The following is a 15869-nucleotide window of genomic DNA, read 5'->3' as shown; positions in this document are numbered from 1 at the left end:
GCATTTGGGGAGAGCCCAGATGCCATGGAAAGAGTGTAAACCTATGGATGAGAGACTGAGATTCGTCGCCCGCCTCCTCGAAGGCGAGAAGATGGCGCCACTGTGCCGCGAGTTCGGCATCTCCCGTGTCACCGGCTACAAGATCTTCAACCGCTACAAGGAATGCGGCCTGGATGCCCTCTGCGACCGCAGTCGGGCACCCTACCGCCAGGCCAACCGGCTGCCCTTCCAGATCGAACGCACGATCCTCGGGATCAAGAACGAATACCCTTCTTGGGGCGCACCCAAGATCCGCGACAAGCTGATCCGGGGCTTCCCCATGATCAAGCCCCCCGCGATCAGCACGGTACATGCCGTACTCGATCGCCATGGCCTAGTCAAACGCCGCAAGCGGCGCCGTTACAAGGCCCAGGGTACGGCGCTGACTGACTCAAAGCGACCCAACGGGCTGTGGTGTGCCGACTACAAAGGGGAGTTCAAGCTCGGCAATCGGCGCTATTGTTACCCGCTGACCATCAGCGATTACCGCTCTCGTTTCCTGGTCGCCTGCGAAGGGCTGGCATCCACCAAGTCAGACTTCGCATTCAGCGTCTTTGAGCGTGCATTCAAAGACTTCGGCCTGCCCGAGGCCATCCGGACCGACAACGGCCTGCCATTTGCCAGCCCCAATGCCCTGTTCGGCCTGAGTCGGTTGTCGATCTGGTGGTTGCGACTGGGCATCCGTATCCAGCGCATTCAGCCAGGACACCCCCAACAAAACGGCCGTCATGAGCGACTGCACCTGACACTCAAGCAGGAAACGACCCAGCCGGCAGCCTTCAACTTCCTGCAACAGCAGGAGCGGTTCGACGACTTTATCGAGGTGTACAACAACCAGCGCCCACACCAGGCGCTCAGCGGCGCCTATCCAGGCGAGGTATATACACCTTCAGCGCGCCAATACCAGCCGCCTGATGAGCCCGACTATCCCTGGCATGACCGCATCATTCGGGTCACCCGCTGCGGGCGCATCTGCATCGGAAAACGCAAAATCAATCTGAGTACCGTGTTCGCCGGCCAGTTGGTGGGGGTTCGTGAGGTCGAAGACCAGATCTGGCTGGTCAGCTTCCTGGACTACGACCTGGGATACTTCGATAATGAAAGGGGCCGAGTAGAACCCGGCCCCAATCCGTTCGCCCCGGACAAAGTGTTAACCATGTGTCCGGAATAAGGTGTAAACCATGTGACCGGAATACACCCCTGCCCCATGGCGCCCCGGGCAGGATTCGAACCTGCGACCTGCCGCTTAGGAGGCGGCTGCTCTATCCTGCTGAGCTACCGGGGCATTGGGGTTACGGATCAGGCAGGCGGAATGTTAACAGATGCCTCGGCCAGGCGCTCAGTGAGGTAAGTCCCGCGCCAGCCCGACAACCACTCGGGGCGCTCGCCGCGCAACAGTCGGGTCAGTTCCTTCTTGCTGGCAATCAGCGCCGGGTCGACTTTTAGTTCTTCGGCCAGCTCGCGGACCACCGTCTGGGACTTTTTCAGTTGCGCCCGTTGTTCATTGTCGAGTGGATCCAGCCATGCCGGCCGCTGGAAGGCGTCCGGGTCGGTGGATATCACCAGCTCGGTCAGGTGATCGCCGTGTCGCCGGCGCATGCCGGGTTTCAGCGACGACAGCGCGCTGGATGGCCCTTTGTCCAGCGCGGCGCGGGCGAATTCGATGAGTTGTTCGTCGCCGAGCACAAAGCGCCGGGGCAGGTCCCGTTCGATGGCCTGTGACTCGCGCCAATCGGCCAGTCGGGCCACTAGTGCCAGCACCTCATCAGGCAGCCGACCGGCACCCTTGACCCGCTCCAGCGGTGCCGGGCCGGTGGCACACCGGGCCTGGTCCAGCAGCCGGGCACAGTCTTCCTGGAGCCAGTCAAGGCGTCCATGGGCCTGCAATTGCTCCGATAAATGCTCGAACAGACGAGGAAGCCAGATGACATCCTGAGCAGCATACTCCAGCAAGGACGGGGACAGGGGGCGCCGGCACCAGTCATTGCGGGCCTTTCCGCCGGGCAAGTGGACGCCGAACTCCATTTCGACCAGGTGTTCATAGCGACACTGCAGCGGTTTTCCCAGCATGGCAGCGGCGATCTGCGTGTCGAACAGCGGGTCCGGCATCTCGCCGGTCACCTGGTGGAGCACCTCGAGATCTTCGCCGACGCTGTGCAATACCTTGGTCGAATCCTGACCGGCTAGCAGGCTGCCCAGTTGCGGCATGGCATCGACAGCCACGGGATCGGCCAGCCAGACGTCGTGGCCGTTGCTGATCTGAATCAGGCCGGGCCGGGCAAAAAACGTTCGCTCCCGCACGAATTCGGTGTCCAGCCCCACGGCCGGGGCCGACGACAGGTGCCGGGTGACGGCGTCGAGCCTGTCGGGCTGTTCGATGAGTTCGGCCTGCCTGACGGCCTCTGCGGCCTGCTCAACCGTGGCGATTGCCGGCGCTGTTGATCTGCCTTCTGTGTTCATCAAGTCTCTTGGTATAGGACGGTGGTGTTGTGATAAGCCTCCGAATACGCTATTTTTCACCTCTGCAAAAAGGGAAGTGACTGCCGGGACGGGCAGATTCAGCGTGTCGGCAGCGCAATCCAGCACATTATCCAGCATATATCGAGGTCCTGATGAGATATCTCGCGATTACTTTCTGCGCTTTCCTGCTCTTCGCTCCGGTGCCGATTCTGGCCCAGGAGGAAGCCGAAGAGCCTGAACAGCAGGAACAGACCGAAGAGGAAAGGGAAGAACGCCGTCGTGTGCGGCGTCTGGGCGACGTGGTTGGCGAGGGCGATGGCGAGTGGTCCATGGATTCGCCTGTACTCGACATGCCGGCCCAGCCGGCCGAGCCGCCACCCGATGTCAGTCTGCCGAATGCTGCGCAGGATGCTCGCCTGCAGGAGCTGCTGCGTTCGCGCGCCTTTGCGCCGAACGATCCGGATATCCAGGACGCGTTGAGCGATCTGATGGACGAGGTCGAGAGCGATGCTGCCTCTGCGCTGTCGGCCGGAGATATCGATATGGCGAACCGCCTGGCAGCCGTGTTGGCCGAGATCGAGCCGGATCGGCCGGTGATCGGCGCCATTCGGGACGAGTCGGCACGTCTGTCGACGGTCAATGACTTGCTGGCCCAGGGCGATACCGCACTGGAGGAAGGGCGTTTGCTGACGCCGCCGGATGACAATGCCCATGATCACTACCAGGCGGTTCTGGCCGTCGATGACGGGAACGAACGGGCGCTGGCCGGCCTGGCTGAGATTCACCAAGGCTTGATCGATCAGGCCATGCAGCTGGGCGAGGAGATGGACTACGAAGGAGCCGAGGAATTGTTGCAACAGGCCTCGGAAGTTCACGAGGACCCCGCCGCCATCGACCAGGCCCGTTCCGACCTGGTGGCAATGCAAGAACGGCAGATCGCCGATCTCGACGAGTCCGTTGTAGCGGCCATCGACGAAGAGCGCTACGACGACGCCGAGGACGATATCACCCAGCTCGTGGCCCTGGGCCATGATCGCGAACGGATCGATCGCCTGCGCAGCGCTCTGGAAGATGCCCGGCTTTACGGCCGCTTCGAGCCTGGGCAGGTCTTTTCCGATACGCTGGAAGGGCTGGGCGTATCCGGCCCCACCATGGTGGTCATTCCGGCTGGCAGTTTCATGATGGGTTCGCCCGAAGGTGAGGATGACCGCATGAACAACGAGGGGCCTCGCCACCGGGTCAACTTCGAGCGTGGTTTCGCCATGAGCCAGACCGAGGTGACTGTGGGCGAGTTTCGCGCATTCGTTCAGGATACGGGGCATGTCACCGACGCCGAGCGTGCCGGCGGCTCGCGCGTCTACGACCTCAGATCCGGCCGCATGGATCGCGAAAGCGGCATCAACTGGCGCCACGACTACGCGGGTGACGACGCCGATGACGATCTGCCGGTGCTGCATGTGTCATGGAACGATGCAGTTGCCTACGTTGAATGGCTGGCCGAACAGACCGGGCGGCCGTATCGTCTGCCGTCTGAAGCCGAGTTCGAATACGCCTTGCGGGCCGGTACGCAGACCCCTTACTGGTGGGGCGAAGGCTCGCCCGACGAGCCGGTGGAGAACGTGACCGGCGATCGCGACCAGTCACCCACGGGGGCCCGCTGGAACGTGGCCTTCCGTCGCTACAACTCCGGATTCTGGGGGCCGGCACCGGTCGGCAGCCTGGAAGCCAACCCGTTTGGGCTGTACGACATGGGTGGCAATGTCATGGAGTGGGTCGAGGACTGCTGGCACGACAGCTACGTGCGGGCGCCGGGTGACGGGTCGGCCTGGGTCAATCCGGGCTGCAGCCGTCGCGTCATTCGCGGCGGTGCCTGGTCGAGCACTCCGGCGATGTCACGTTCGGCTTTCCGGCTGTCCAGTGCCCCCGACGGCACTGATATGCGAGTGGGTTTCCGGGTGGCCAGGGATATCTGATGAACCTGTTTCGGCCTGATCGGGAGCCGTTTCCCGGTCGGGCCGAAGCAGATGGTGCCGGGGGCGGGAATCGAACCCGCACTGCCTTTCGGCAAACGGATTTTGAGTCCGTCGCGTCTACCAGTTCCGCCACCCCGGCAGCGGGATCGATATTGTCCTCATCCCTGAGCGGGAAGTAAACCCCTTTCTTGACCTTTCGGTCTCAGCCCGACTGCAGCCACTGCCGGATTGGAGGGCCGAAGGTATCGATGTCGGCCAGAAAGGCATCATGGCCCTGAAGCGAGGGCAGTGCCTCGAACACGACCTCTGATCCACTGGCCTCCAGGGCTTTCGCCAGTTCGCGCTGCTGATACAGCGGGAACAGCAGGTCGGTTTCGACACCAATGACCAGCGCCTTGCCGGTAAAGCTGCGCCTGAACAGTGCTTTCAGGCTGTTATCGCCATCGCACGCATCAAACATGTCCATGGCCCGTGACAGGTAGAGATAGCAGCACGGGTCGAATTGACCGACGAACTTGCGTGCGTGGGTCTCCAGGTAGGATTCCACCTTGAAGCGCATGCCGAACAGCGTCGGCGGGAAATAGTCCTGAAACTGGCGGCCAAAGCGCTGTTGCCACTCGCGTGCCGAGCGGTATGAAATCATGCCCAGCTTGCGGGCCAGGCGCATGCCGACCTCAGGCCAGGCATCTTCGGTGTATTGCCCATCGCGGAAGTTGCGATCGGTGACTACCGCCTCCCGCTGCAGGGAGCGAATGGCAATGGCCATCGGTGTGGCCGAGCAGGCCGTCGATATCAGACTGACCTTGTCGGTGCTCTCGGGAAACTGTTTCAGCCATGCCATGGTCGTCAGCCCACCCATGGACGGCCCGATGACGGCATGCAGGCGCGAGATGCCGAGGTCTTCGACAACCAGCCGGGTGGCGCGAGCAATATCCTCGATGGCCAGGTCGGGAAAGTCGAGCCGCCACGGGCGGCCCGTGCCCGGATTGATGCTGGCCGGCCCGGTGGAGCCCATGCACGAGCCCAAGGAGTTGACACAAAGCACGAAGAATCGATCGGTATCGATATACTTTCCCGGGCCGATCATTTCCTCCCACCAGCCGGGTTCCGGATCCTGGCCGGATGATGCGGCATGGGCGCCGGGCGAGAGCCCGGTGAAGATCAATACCGCGTTGGAGCGATGCTCGTCCAGCGTGCCCCAGCTTTCCCAGGCCAGGCGCAGGCCGGGCAGCTTTCCGCCCCGATAGAGCGGAAACGGTTCGTCAAGGTCGAAGTATCGGGTTGCTGGGCCCATGTCACCGGTGTCGTCTTTGCTGAAGTCTGTGAACGCGACATTCTACACCTGCACTTCAGGCGATGCGGGGGCGCTGTCAACCTGCCAGTCGCATGCCCACGGTTGTCGCCGCAATGGTCAGAGTGGGTCGTTGAACTGGGTCGTGCCGATGCCCCGGTCGGGCAACAGGACCGGAATGCCATCTTCAATGATGTAGACGACCTTCTCATCGCGAGTGATCAGGGCATCGGCTACGGGTGCGGTGACCGTGCTGCCGTCGACATGCTGCACATCACCTCCGGCAATCCGCTCATTGAGCGATCTCAGTCGCTTTCGGCCCAGCGGAAACAAGGGTTCGTGACTGACCGGGCAGCACAGGATGTCAAGCAGTTGAGCGGGTATCGTCATGGCCCGTATTCTAACTCCAATTCTCTGTGATGCGCGGCGCGCACCAACAGAAGGTGACAGGCCAACAGGGCCCGCATTTACTCGCCACGCGGCGATTGCTATCATTGTCAGCTTTTCCGCCGCGGAGACAGCGCCATGTCAAGCCGAGCACTGGTCGGCATCATCATGGGATCGAAAAGCGACTGGGCGACCATGGAGCATGCCGCCTCGACACTCGAAGCACTGGAAGTGCCCGCCGAGATTCGGGTGGTGTCGGCGCACCGTACGCCTGATGCCATGTTCGACTACGCCGAAACGGCCGAGCAGCGTGGTATTCAGGTCATTATCGCCGGTGCCGGTGGCGCCGCGCATCTCCCGGGCATGGTGGCGGCCAAGACTGCCGTGCCGGTGCTGGGTGTGCCGGTGCAATCGCGCACGCTCAATGGCCTGGATTCCCTGCTCTCTATCGCCCAGATGCCCGGCGGTGTGCCGGTTGGCACTCTGGCGATCGGCAAGGCCGGTGCAATCAATGCCGCTCTGCTTGCCGCTTCCATCCTTGGCAACCAGGATGCCGGCATCCGTGAGCGCTATCGCCAGTGGCGGCAGCGGCAGACCGATTCGGTACTCGCTTCAACCGACCCGCGCGAACAATGAAAGTCGGCATTCTGGGTGGGGGACAGCTGGCAAGAATGCTGGCCCAGGCGGGGCTGCCGCTGGGGCTGGATTTCACTATTGTCGACCCCAAGGCAGATGCCTGCGCCGGTGCGCTGGGGCGTCGGATCACGGCCCAGTGGGATGATGATGCCGCCGTTGAGGCGCTGGCGGCATGCGACCGGGTAACCTGCGATTTCGAGAACGTGCCGGCAAAGGTGCTGGATGCCCTGACGGGTCGTACCACGGTACATCCGTCGGCACGGGCGCTGGCAGCCGGACAGGATCGCCTGCACGAAAAGCGCATGTTCGAGTCGCTGGACATTCCTGTCCCTTCCTATGCTGCGGTGTCCAGTCGTCCGGACCTGGCCGAGGCGGTCGCGCGCATCGGTTTTCCGGCCGTGCTCAAGACCCGACGCATGGGGTACGACGGCAAGGGGCAGGCCGTGCTCAGATCGGATGAAGATCTGGAACCGGCCTGGCAGACGTTGGGTGGCCAGGATCTGATTCTTGAAGGGTTCGTGCCCTTCGATTTCGAGTGCGCGATCACCGTGGTGCGATCGGCCAGTGGCGAAATCCGCTGCTACCCGCTGTCTCGTACCGTGCATCGCGACGGCATTCTTCAATTGGCACTCGCCCCCGCGCCCGGCCACGAGGATTTGCAGGCCAGGGCCGAGACGATGGGCCGGGCACTGGCCGACCATCTCGATTACGTCGGCTGTCTGACTCTTGAGTTGTTTGCCGTCGAGGGGCAACTGCTGGCCAATGAATTTGCTCCACGGGTGCATAACTCCGCGCACTGGACCATTGAAGGAGCGCAGGTGTCGCAATTCGAGAATCACCTGCGCGCCGTATGCGGCTGGCCGCTGGGGTCCACGGCTGCGCGCGGGCAATCCCTGATGATCAACTGGATCGGCCAGATGCCTGCCCGTGAACGACTGCTGGCTTGTGCCGGGCTGCACTGGCATGACTATGGCAAGTCGGCCCGGGCCGGGCGCAAGGTAGGACATGCCACGCTGACCGAAGCGGATGGGCAAGGCCTGGAGACGCTGATGGGTGCGCTGCGGCCCGCGCTCGATGATCAGTTGGCGCTGTTGCTCGGCGGGTTGATGAAAGATTCGGCCTGAGTGGTCGGGAACAGCACCAGGTGCTGGGCATCCAGCGCCACGCCGACGCGATCGCCCCGGGTGTAGTCATCGTGGCTGGGGAACAGGGCCGCAATCTCTTCACCTGACTCGAGCTTGAGACGGTAGAGAATCTGGGCGCCCTGGAACTGTCGGTCCAGCACTTCGGCCTTGCGTCCCTGGTGATCGGGGCGAATGTCGTCGGGTCGAATCAGCAAGGCCAGTTCGTCACCGATGGGGCGCTTCTCGGGCAATGGCGACCGACCCAGGGCATGCACCAGGGTGGTGCCGTCCACGCGAGCATTCAGGTAGCTGCCGCGGCCGGTAAAAGCGGCGACATAGTGACTGGAGGGTTCGTGGTAGAGCTGGTAGGGGCTGTCCCACTGCAGCATGCGTCCGTCCTTGAGCAGCCCGACCTTGTCGGCCAGGGCAAATGCTTCCTGCTGGTCGTGAGTCACGATGAGCGTGGCCGTGCCGCGTGCTTTCAGAATGCCGCGAATCTCCTCGCCCATCCGTCGGCGCAGGCGGGTGTCGAGGTTCGAGAACGGTTCGTCCATCAGCAATACCGAGGGCTCGGGCGCCAGTGCGCGAGCCAGCGCCACGCGTTGCTGCTGGCCGCCCGAAAGTTCATGCGGATAGCGATGACCCAGGCCCTCCAGTCCGGTCAGTTCCAGTAGTTGTTCGATACAGTGCTTTTTCTGGTCGCGAGTCAGTTTGCGCAGGCCAAAGCCGACGTTCTCGGCCACGCGAAGGTGCGGAAACAGGGCATGATCCTGGAACACCATGCCAACGCTGCGCTTCTCCGGCGCCATGCGGTAGTCGGGCGTCGAGGCGATGCGGCCATCAATTCGGATCTCGCCGGCCCGCAAGGGCTCGAAGCCGGCAATGGCGCGCAGGGCGGTGGTCTTGCCACAGCCGGAAGCACCCAGCAGGCAACCGATCTCGCCGGCATCCAGGCTGAAGCTCAGGCCCTGGATGACCAGCTCTTCGGTATAGCCAAGCTGAATATCGTCAACGGCCAGGATCATGACGGGAAGCGTTGTTGAATGATGTGGATGACCGTATCGGCAATCTGGTCGCACTGGGACTGATCAATGATCAGCGGCGGCAGCAGGCGTACCGTGTTGCCGCGGGTGACATTAATGATGACGCCCTGCTTCAGCGCATCGAGCTTCAGTGCCCCGCAGTCAGTGGTCAATTCGATGCCGATCATGAGCCCGCGCCCACGAATCTCGTGCACGGCCGGATGATCAGCAAGGGCGGCGGAAAGTCGTTCCCGCAGCCGCTGTCCGGTCTGATTGCTGCGGGCGGCCAGGTCTTCCTCGTCCATGACGGCCAGGACTTCCAGGGCGGCGCGGCAGGCCAGCGGATTGCCGCCGAAGGTGGTGCCGTGGCTTCCCGGGCGCATCAGATCGGCCACATTGCCACGCGCCAGGCAGGCGCCGATCGGTACACCGTTGCCCAGGGCCTTGGCGCTGAGCAGGACATCCGGGCGTGAGGTGGCCTCATGCTGGTGCGCAAACCAGTGGCCGGTACGACACAGCCCGGTCTGTATCTCGTCGAGCAACAGCAGGGCATCATGACGGTCACATGCCTTGCGCAGTGCCGGAAGATAGCCGTCCGGCGGCACGCGCACCCCACCTTCTCCCTGGATCGGTTCGACCAATACGGCAACGATCTCCGGATGCCGGTCCAGCGCGTCAAGAGCCGCCTGGGCGTCGCCGAACGGTACCCGGACAAAGCCATCGACCAAGGGCGCGAACCCCTGCTGCAGCGCAGGATTGCCCGAGGCGCTGATGGCGGCCAGCGTGCGCCCATGAAAGGCGTTATCGGTGACCAGAACAGTGGGTGTCTTCACCTGACGGGCATGGGCATGCAGGCGCGCCAGCTTGAGTGCGCACTCGATGGCCTCGGCCCCGGAATTGGCCAGAAAGGCACGATCAAGACCGCTGATATCGGCCAGTCTGGCGGCCAGCTGCTCCTGCAATGGAATGCCGACGATATTGGCCGTGTGGATCAGCCTGCCGGCCTGATCACCGATCGCTTCCGCCACTCGCGGGTGGGCATGACCGAGACTGCACACACCAATACCCGAGATCGCATCAAGATAACCTTGGCCTTCGGTATCAAATAGCCAGGGGCCCTCGCCGCGAACAATATCGACGGGCATGCGGGCGTAAGTGTCGAACAGGTGAGACATGGCAGCGAGTGCGTTGCTTGAGCATCAAACGCGTATTCTAAACGCACGGACGGGCAACTGCCGGACTCCCGGGTGCCGGGCAGGGCCTGAAGCGGCGATTCGCCGGCAGGTGTGGCCCTGCCGGCGTTGCCGAAGATGGAGGTCTCAGCCCTTGAGCTGGCTGGCGACAAAGTCCCAGTTGACCAGCTTCCAGAACGACTCTACGTACTTGGGGCGGGCGTTGCGGTAGTCGATGTAGTAGGCGTGCTCCCAGACATCGCAGGTCAGAAGCGGCGTGGCCTCACCGCGCACCGGCGTATCGGCGTTGGAGGTGGACACCACATCGAGCTTGCCGTCCGGGTTCTGTACCAGCCAGGCCCAGCCGGAACCGAAAGTGGCAATGGCGGTGTCGGTGAACTTCTTCTCGAACTCGTCGAAGCTGCCGAAGTCGCGGTCGATCAGCTCGGCCAGTTTGCCCGAGGGCTTGCCGCCGCCGTTGGGGCTGAGGCAGTACCAGTAGAAGGTGTGGTTCCACACCTGGGCGGCGTTGTTGAACATGCCGCCGCTGGAGGCGCGAATGATGTCCTCGAGGGACTTGTCGGCAAACTCCGTGCCTTCGATCAGGCCGTTGAGCTTGTCGACATAGGTCTGGTGGTGCTTGCCGTAATGGTATTCGAGGGTCTCGGCCGAGATGTGCGGCTCGAGGGCGTCCTTGGCATAGGGCAGATCAGGAAGTGAAAAAGCCATGATGCAGTCGCTCCTTGGTGTTGATGAGTGTATGGGTGACTCGCCAGTATCAATATGGACCCGTGAACGTCGGGTTCAAGCCGAGTAGGGATGGCCAGCCTCTTCCAGCTCTTCGAGATGGCGCCAGCGATTGACGATGTTGCAGAACAGACTCGCCGTGCGCTCGGTATCGTAGGCGGCTGAATGGGCCTGTGACTTGTCCCAGTCCAGCCCGGCGGCCTGTACCGCCCGGGCCAGCACGGTCTGGCCATAGGCCAGACCGCCCATGGTAGCCGTATCGAAACAGCTGAAGGGATGAAAGGGGTTGCGCTTGTAGCTTGTGCGGGCGATGGCGGCATTGAGAAAGGACAGGTCGAAATGTGCGTTGTGTCCGACCAGCACCGCTCGCTTGCACCCGGTCGCGCGCAGGGTCTGGCGCACCGGCAAAAACAGCTCCTGCAGTGCGCGCCTTTCCTCGACCGCCGGGCGCAGCGGGTGATCGGGGCGGATCCCGTTGAATTCCAGGGCCGCGGTTTCAATATTGGCGCCTTCGAACGGCTCGACATGACGCATATGCACCTCACCCGGTCGGGTCCATCCATCCTCGTCCATTTCGATGATGCAAACAGCCAGTTCCAGCAGGGCATCGGTCTGTGGGTTGAATCCGCCGGTTTCGACGTCAACCACCACGGGCAGAAAGCCGCGGAAGCGATTGGCAATACGGGACATTGGGTTCCAGTCAGGGCAAAAGTTCAGGATAATGCAGTCTGGATGGATTGGCCACCGGAGTTGCCGTATGTCGCTTGTTCGCCTGGTTCTGCCGGGGCTTCTGCTGCTCTCTTCTGCGCTGCAGGCGCAGGTGTTCTGGTCGGTGACCGACGATGAAGGGCGCCAGAACTGGCTGCTGGGTACCGTGCACAGCGAAGACCCGCGACTGCTCGATTTCCCCCCGGAGCTCATCGAGGCCCTGGGTGCGTCCGGCTACCTCGCCCTGGAGCTGGTGCCGGATGCCACCATGCTCGAACAACTGCAGAGGGCCATGCACTTCGATGAGGGTGGACTCGATGAGGTGCTGGAGCCGGAACTCTACGACGAGGTGGTGCGCATCCTGGCTGAGAGCTATGGCATGGGCGAGCCGGCGGTTCGCCGCTTGCGGCCCTGGGCGGTGGGCATGACGCTGTCGGTGCCACCGCCTGAAACCGGCATTTTCATGGATCTCGCCCTGTCGTTTCGTGCCGGCGGCATGGGGGTGGAAGTGATTGCCCTGGAAACCATCGATGAGCAGTTGGGGTTCCTGAAGGGAATGTCCAAGGAAGCCCAGATCAAGCTGGTTCGTGCCGCAGTGGCCGAGCATGACATCATGGACGAGATGCTCGACGCCCTGATCCGCGCCTATCTGGATGGTGACCTCGACCGACTTGAGTCGTTGTCGATGGATCAGATGGAGGGGATGGACGAGGAGTTCGTCTCGCATTTCAACGAGATCGGCCTGCGTCAGCGCAACCACACCATGGTGAAGCGGGCGCAACCCTATCTGGAAGGTGGCGGGCTATTCATCGCGGTCGGCGCACTGCACCTGCCAGGCGAGGATGGTCTGATCAAGCTGCTGCGAGACAAGGGCTACCGGCTCGAAGCCGTTTACTGAGCCGGCGTGTTGGGGCTCAATCCTGGCCGGTTGTTCCCAGAACAAACTCACCGGCGCGCAGCTTTTCGAGCATGGCAGCACCGGACTGAACGATGGCTTCGGGGTCCGGGGCCCCGAGCTCACCGGCAATGGCCAGCAGATGTTCTCGGCCGCTTTGGTTTTCGTGCTCACCGATGCGCTCGACCAGACGGGCGGTCACCGGATTGAACCGCATGAAGCCGATACGATGATCGCGTTTGCGGCACGCGGCCAACACGATGGGTGAGGGCAGCGGTGCGTCCGGCTGGAATTCTGGTCCGATCTGATGTACCGGCCAGCGGTATATGCCCAGTTGCATGGTCGGGTTGAGCGTCGGTGCCCGGGCCAGCAGATCGCTGTCAGGATCGGCGGCAACCGCAGCGAGATCGGCCTCGTGAAGGCGTACGACGGTCTCCAGGTATTCCCAGTGCACCAGCTCGGTGGCAAATGGTGGCAGATCGTCCGGTCGTTGCTGTTCGATGAAACGCACGAACTCGCTGCCAATTTCGGTAAACATCGGCGTCTGGGCGCGATGTGCCACCATGAACTGCCGGATCAGCCGATCCCAGCCGTCATCGTCAACGAGCCGCCGTAAAACGGGAAAGTTCTTCGCCATCAGGTTGCGCAGGTTGCCGAAGAACAGGCGGCGATAGATCGCCATGCGGCGATCTTCGACACCCTCAGGCGCGCTGACGGATTCGGGGTCGCGCAGGTGACCGGCAAACTGCCGCTGCAGTCTCAGCAGCGATTCAGGAGGCGCGTCGTTGTTGCTCGGATGGTTCATGGACGGACTGATGCTGTCGGATCTGGTCCACCTCGGCGAGCAATTCCTCGACGGGCGGGAAGTTGAAGTCGCGCTCAAGCAACGTCGGCACCGGACCAAGCTTCTCGTAGGCCTTGCCGAGCAGGCGCCAGACCGGGTCGATCACGGGGGCACCGTGGGTGTCGACGATCAGGTCCTCGGCTTCGTTGTGGTGGCCGGCGATGTGAATGTAGGCCACGCGATCGGCCGGCAGGCCGGCCAGGAACTCGTCGGCGTCGTAGCGGTGGTTGATGCTGTTGACATGGATGTTGTTGACATCGAGCAGCAGCAGGCAGTCGGCCTTTTCGATGACGGCGTTGATGAACTCCAGCTCGCTCATCTCGGCGCCGACGGTGGCGTAGTAGGAAATGTTTTCCACGGCAATGCGCCGCCCCAGCGTATCCTGCACCTGACTGATGCGCGAGGCCACCCAGTCCACTGCTTCGGCGGTAAACGGAATGGGCATCAGGTCATAAAGATGACCGTGCTCCGAGCAGTAGCTGAGATGGTCGGAATAGCCGGCGATGCCGTGTTCGTCCAGAAACTGCTTCAGGCGCGCGAGAAACTCGCGGTCCAGCGGCTCCGGGGCGCCGATCGACAGCGACAGGCCGTGGCAGATGAAGGGAAACCGTTCGGTCCAGGCGCGGAACTGCTCGCCCAACCGGCCACCGACGCCAATCCAGTTTTCCGGTGCGGCTTCCATGAAGCCGACCGCGGACAGATCGGCCTCCCGCAGCGGGCCCAAAAGAGCCCGCCGCAGGCCGAGTCCGGCGCCTTCAACGGGGAAGGTTGCGGAACTCATGGCTAGACGACTCAGGCCGCGCCGCAGGCGCCTTCGCCACAGGCACCTTCACCGCAGGCACCTTCCTCGTCCTTGTCGTCCTCATCCTTGTCATCGTCGTCCTTGTCTTCGTCTTCCTCGCCACAGGCACCTTCACCACAGGCGCCTTCGCCACAGGCCCCCTCGGCGATATCGGCGCTGGCGACCATGAAGCCGGCCGGCAGCTCCTCGGCCTCGAACGGATCGACCGGCTGTTCGCCGGCGGCCATGGCGCTAAGGGAAAAGGATGCGGCGGCGACGGTGCTGATTGCTGAAACCAGTAACTTCTTGTCAGCCATTGGAGTATCTCCGAGTGTTTGAGTTGGATGAACGGGCAAAAAACCTTGATGCCCGTCAAGAATCCTAGCATGAGCCACGTTAAATCGCCCTTGCCGCACGCACCATCAGTAATAGTGCGTAATGGCTGCGATCCGGAGCGATTCGACCGGCTCAGTCCTTGGGCAGATTCTTCTTGCGAAACCGGCACAGGTCGAGCACCGGGCATTCGGCGCATTTCGGATTGCGCGCGGTACAGGTATAGCGGCCGTGCAGGATCAACCAGTGGTGGGCATCCTTGAGGTAGTGCCCGGGCACCCGCTTGAGCAGGGCTTTTTCCACCGCCAGCGGGGTCTTGCCCGGTGCCAGGCCGGTGCGGTTGGAGACCCGGAAGATATGCGTGTCGACGGCCATGGTGGGCTGGTCGAAAGCGGTGTTGAGCACCACGTTGGCGGTCTTGCGCCCCACGCCCGCCAGCGCCTCGAGTTCGGCGCGGGTGTCTGGCACCTCGCCGCCGTGCCTGTCGATCAGGTCGCGACAGGTGCGGATGATGTTGGCCGCCTTGGAATTGAACAGGCCGATGGTCTTGATGTAATCCTTCAGCCCCTCCTCGCCCAGCGCAAGGATCTGCTCGGGGGTGTTGGCCGCCGGGAACAGACGGCGCGTGGCCTTGTTGACGCCCACGTCGGTGGCCTGGGCCGACAGAATCACGGCAATGAGCAACTCGAAGGGTGTCGAGTACTCCAGCTCGGTGGTCGGGTTCGGATTGATCTCGGAAAGGCGGCGAAAGAATTCCTCGCGCTGGGCGGCGTTCATGATTGAGCGGGCTCCTGTTGTTCTGCTGCCATGCGCGGCTCAGGCCGTGGTTTCTGGATCAGGTACTGGCGGACGGCCACCATCAGCCCGAGGCCGATGAAGGCGCCGGGTGGCAGCAGGGCGATCAGCAGGCCGGAATCAAACGGCATGATCTGGATGGCAAAGCCGGCAAACCGATCACCCAGCAGCAGATCGAGGTCGGCCAAGAGGGTGCCGTGACCGACTAGTTCCCGGCCTGCGCCCAAGACGACAAGCACGGCGGCAAAGCCCACGCCCTGCGCCAGCCCATCGTGGACGGCGGCGGTCAACGGCTGGCGCGAGGCAAAGGCCTCGGCACGCGCAAGGATGGTGCAATTGGTCACGATCAGCGGCACGAAAATGCCTAGCGTACGGCTGAGATCATGCAACCAGGCCTGCAACACCAAGTCCACGGCCGTTACCGTGGTGGCGATGATCAGCACGAAGGCGGGGATGCGGATCTCGGCGCTGAGAGCAGAGCGCAACAGCGATACAGACGCGCTGCTGATGACCAGCACAGCCATCGTGGCCAGCCCCAGTCCCAGCCCGTTGACGGTCGTATTCGACACCGCCAGCAAAGGGCACAGCCCAAGCAGTTGCACCAGCCCGGGATTGTTGTCCCACAGGCCGTTGCGCCAGATGTTGGTCGTGCCATCGCTCAT

General features: G+C 62.8%; 17 protein-coding genes and 2 tRNA genes. 5 read left to right on the top strand and 14 right to left on the bottom strand.

The window, feature by feature from the left end; genetic code table 11:
• The first annotated feature begins 43 nt into the window (after window positions 1-43).
• On the top strand, window positions 44-1210 hold the full coding sequence (locus tag IC757_RS10665) for an integrase core domain-containing protein (protein WP_263405559.1): 1167 nt from the start codon (window positions 44-46) through the stop codon (window positions 1208-1210).
• Window positions 1211-1247: 37 nt separating this feature from the next.
• Here IC757_RS10665 and IC757_RS10660 read toward each other — a convergent pair.
• Window positions 1248-1324, bottom strand: a tRNA-Arg gene (locus IC757_RS10660).
• A gap of 14 nt (window positions 1325-1338) precedes the next feature.
• On the bottom strand, window positions 1339-2499 hold the full coding sequence (locus tag IC757_RS10655) for a ribonuclease D (protein WP_190974303.1): 1161 nt from the start codon (window positions 2497-2499) through the stop codon (window positions 1339-1341).
• A gap of 152 nt (window positions 2500-2651) precedes the next feature.
• On the opposite strand from IC757_RS10655, the gene IC757_RS10650 reads away from it, so the two are divergent.
• Complete coding sequence (locus tag IC757_RS10650) at window positions 2652-4472, top strand: formylglycine-generating enzyme family protein (RefSeq protein WP_190974302.1); 1821 nt, start codon at window positions 2652-2654, stop codon at window positions 4470-4472.
• Between the two features lie 52 nt (window positions 4473-4524).
• Here the strand turns inward: IC757_RS10650 and IC757_RS10645 are convergent.
• The 3 genes from IC757_RS10645 to IC757_RS10635 form a co-directional block, all read right to left on the bottom strand.
• A tRNA-Leu gene (locus tag IC757_RS10645) sits at window positions 4525-4611 on the bottom strand.
• 63 nt (window positions 4612-4674) lie between these two features.
• On the bottom strand, window positions 4675-5766 hold the full coding sequence (gene metX, locus IC757_RS10640; RefSeq protein WP_190974301.1) for a homoserine O-acetyltransferase MetX: 1092 nt from the start codon (window positions 5764-5766) through the stop codon (window positions 4675-4677).
• A 117-nt stretch (window positions 5767-5883) separates the two neighbouring features.
• Window positions 5884-6153, bottom strand: coding sequence for a Trm112 family protein (locus IC757_RS10635; protein WP_223846095.1), 270 nt, complete (start codon window positions 6151-6153; stop codon window positions 5884-5886).
• Window positions 6154-6288: 135 nt separating this feature from the next.
• Here IC757_RS10635 and purE point away from each other — a divergent pair, with 135 nt between their 5' ends.
• On the top strand, window positions 6289-6786 hold the full coding sequence (purE, locus tag IC757_RS10630; RefSeq protein WP_190974300.1) for a 5-(carboxyamino)imidazole ribonucleotide mutase: 498 nt from the start codon (window positions 6289-6291) through the stop codon (window positions 6784-6786).
• A complete protein-coding gene (locus IC757_RS10625; protein WP_190974299.1) occupies window positions 6783-7910 on the top strand; it encodes a 5-(carboxyamino)imidazole ribonucleotide synthase in 1128 nt (375 codons plus the stop codon). The genes purE and IC757_RS10625 overlap by 4 nt, the downstream gene beginning before the upstream one ends.
• Here the strand turns inward: IC757_RS10625 and IC757_RS10620 are convergent.
• The 4 genes from IC757_RS10620 to rnt form a co-directional block, all read right to left on the bottom strand.
• Window positions 7865-8935: an ABC transporter ATP-binding protein gene (locus IC757_RS10620; protein WP_190974298.1), complete on the bottom strand. Its 1071-nt coding sequence runs from the start codon at window positions 8933-8935 to the stop codon at window positions 7865-7867. The genes IC757_RS10625 and IC757_RS10620 overlap by 46 nt on opposite strands.
• The gene (locus IC757_RS10615) at window positions 8932-10107 is read right to left on the bottom strand and encodes an aspartate aminotransferase family protein (RefSeq protein WP_190974297.1); all 1176 of its coding nucleotides are present in this window, start codon (window positions 10105-10107) and stop codon (window positions 8932-8934) included. Before IC757_RS10615 ends, IC757_RS10620 begins: the two co-directional genes overlap by 4 nt.
• Window positions 10108-10251: 144 nt before the next feature.
• Window positions 10252-10833 carry a superoxide dismutase [Fe] gene (sodB, locus tag IC757_RS10610; RefSeq protein ID WP_190974296.1) on the bottom strand — a complete coding sequence of 194 codons (582 nt, stop codon included), beginning with the start codon at window positions 10831-10833 and terminating at the stop codon, window positions 10252-10254.
• Between the two features lie 75 nt (window positions 10834-10908).
• Complete coding sequence (rnt, locus tag IC757_RS10605) at window positions 10909-11541, bottom strand: ribonuclease T (RefSeq protein ID WP_190974295.1); 633 nt, start codon at window positions 11539-11541, stop codon at window positions 10909-10911.
• Between the two features lie 67 nt (window positions 11542-11608).
• Here rnt and IC757_RS10600 point away from each other — a divergent pair, with 67 nt between their 5' ends.
• Window positions 11609-12457, top strand: a complete 849-nt coding sequence (locus IC757_RS10600; protein WP_190974294.1) for a TraB/GumN family protein — start codon at window positions 11609-11611, stop codon at window positions 12455-12457.
• A 16-nt stretch (window positions 12458-12473) separates the two neighbouring features.
• On the opposite strand, the gene IC757_RS10595 is transcribed toward IC757_RS10600, so the two are convergent.
• The 5 genes from IC757_RS10595 to rsxE all read right to left on the bottom strand — a co-directional run bounded on the left by IC757_RS10595 (window position 12474) and on the right by rsxE (window position 15869).
• Window positions 12474-13259: a DUF2063 domain-containing protein gene (locus IC757_RS10595; protein WP_190974293.1), complete on the bottom strand. Its 786-nt coding sequence runs from the start codon at window positions 13257-13259 to the stop codon at window positions 12474-12476.
• Window positions 13225-14079 carry a DUF692 domain-containing protein gene (locus IC757_RS10590; RefSeq protein ID WP_190974292.1) on the bottom strand — a complete coding sequence of 285 codons (855 nt, stop codon included), beginning with the start codon at window positions 14077-14079 and terminating at the stop codon, window positions 13225-13227. The genes IC757_RS10595 and IC757_RS10590 overlap by 35 nt, the downstream gene beginning before the upstream one ends.
• An 11-nt stretch (window positions 14080-14090) precedes the next feature.
• On the bottom strand, window positions 14091-14396 hold the full coding sequence (locus tag IC757_RS10585) for a low-complexity protein (protein ID WP_190974291.1): 306 nt from the start codon (window positions 14394-14396) through the stop codon (window positions 14091-14093).
• Window positions 14397-14547: 151 nt separating this feature from the next.
• The gene (gene nth, locus IC757_RS10580; RefSeq protein WP_190974290.1) at window positions 14548-15189 is read right to left on the bottom strand and encodes an endonuclease III; all 642 of its coding nucleotides are present in this window, start codon (window positions 15187-15189) and stop codon (window positions 14548-14550) included.
• Complete coding sequence (gene rsxE / locus IC757_RS10575; RefSeq protein WP_190974289.1) at window positions 15186-15869, bottom strand: electron transport complex subunit RsxE; 684 nt, start codon at window positions 15867-15869, stop codon at window positions 15186-15188. Before rsxE ends, nth begins: the two co-directional genes overlap by 4 nt.

The sequence above is a fragment of the Wenzhouxiangella sp. AB-CW3 genome (assembly GCF_014725735.1).
In the GTDB taxonomy this organism is placed as follows: Bacteria; Pseudomonadota; Gammaproteobacteria; order Xanthomonadales; family Wenzhouxiangellaceae; genus Wenzhouxiangella.
This window is presented reverse-complemented; position numbering and strand designations above follow the sequence as displayed.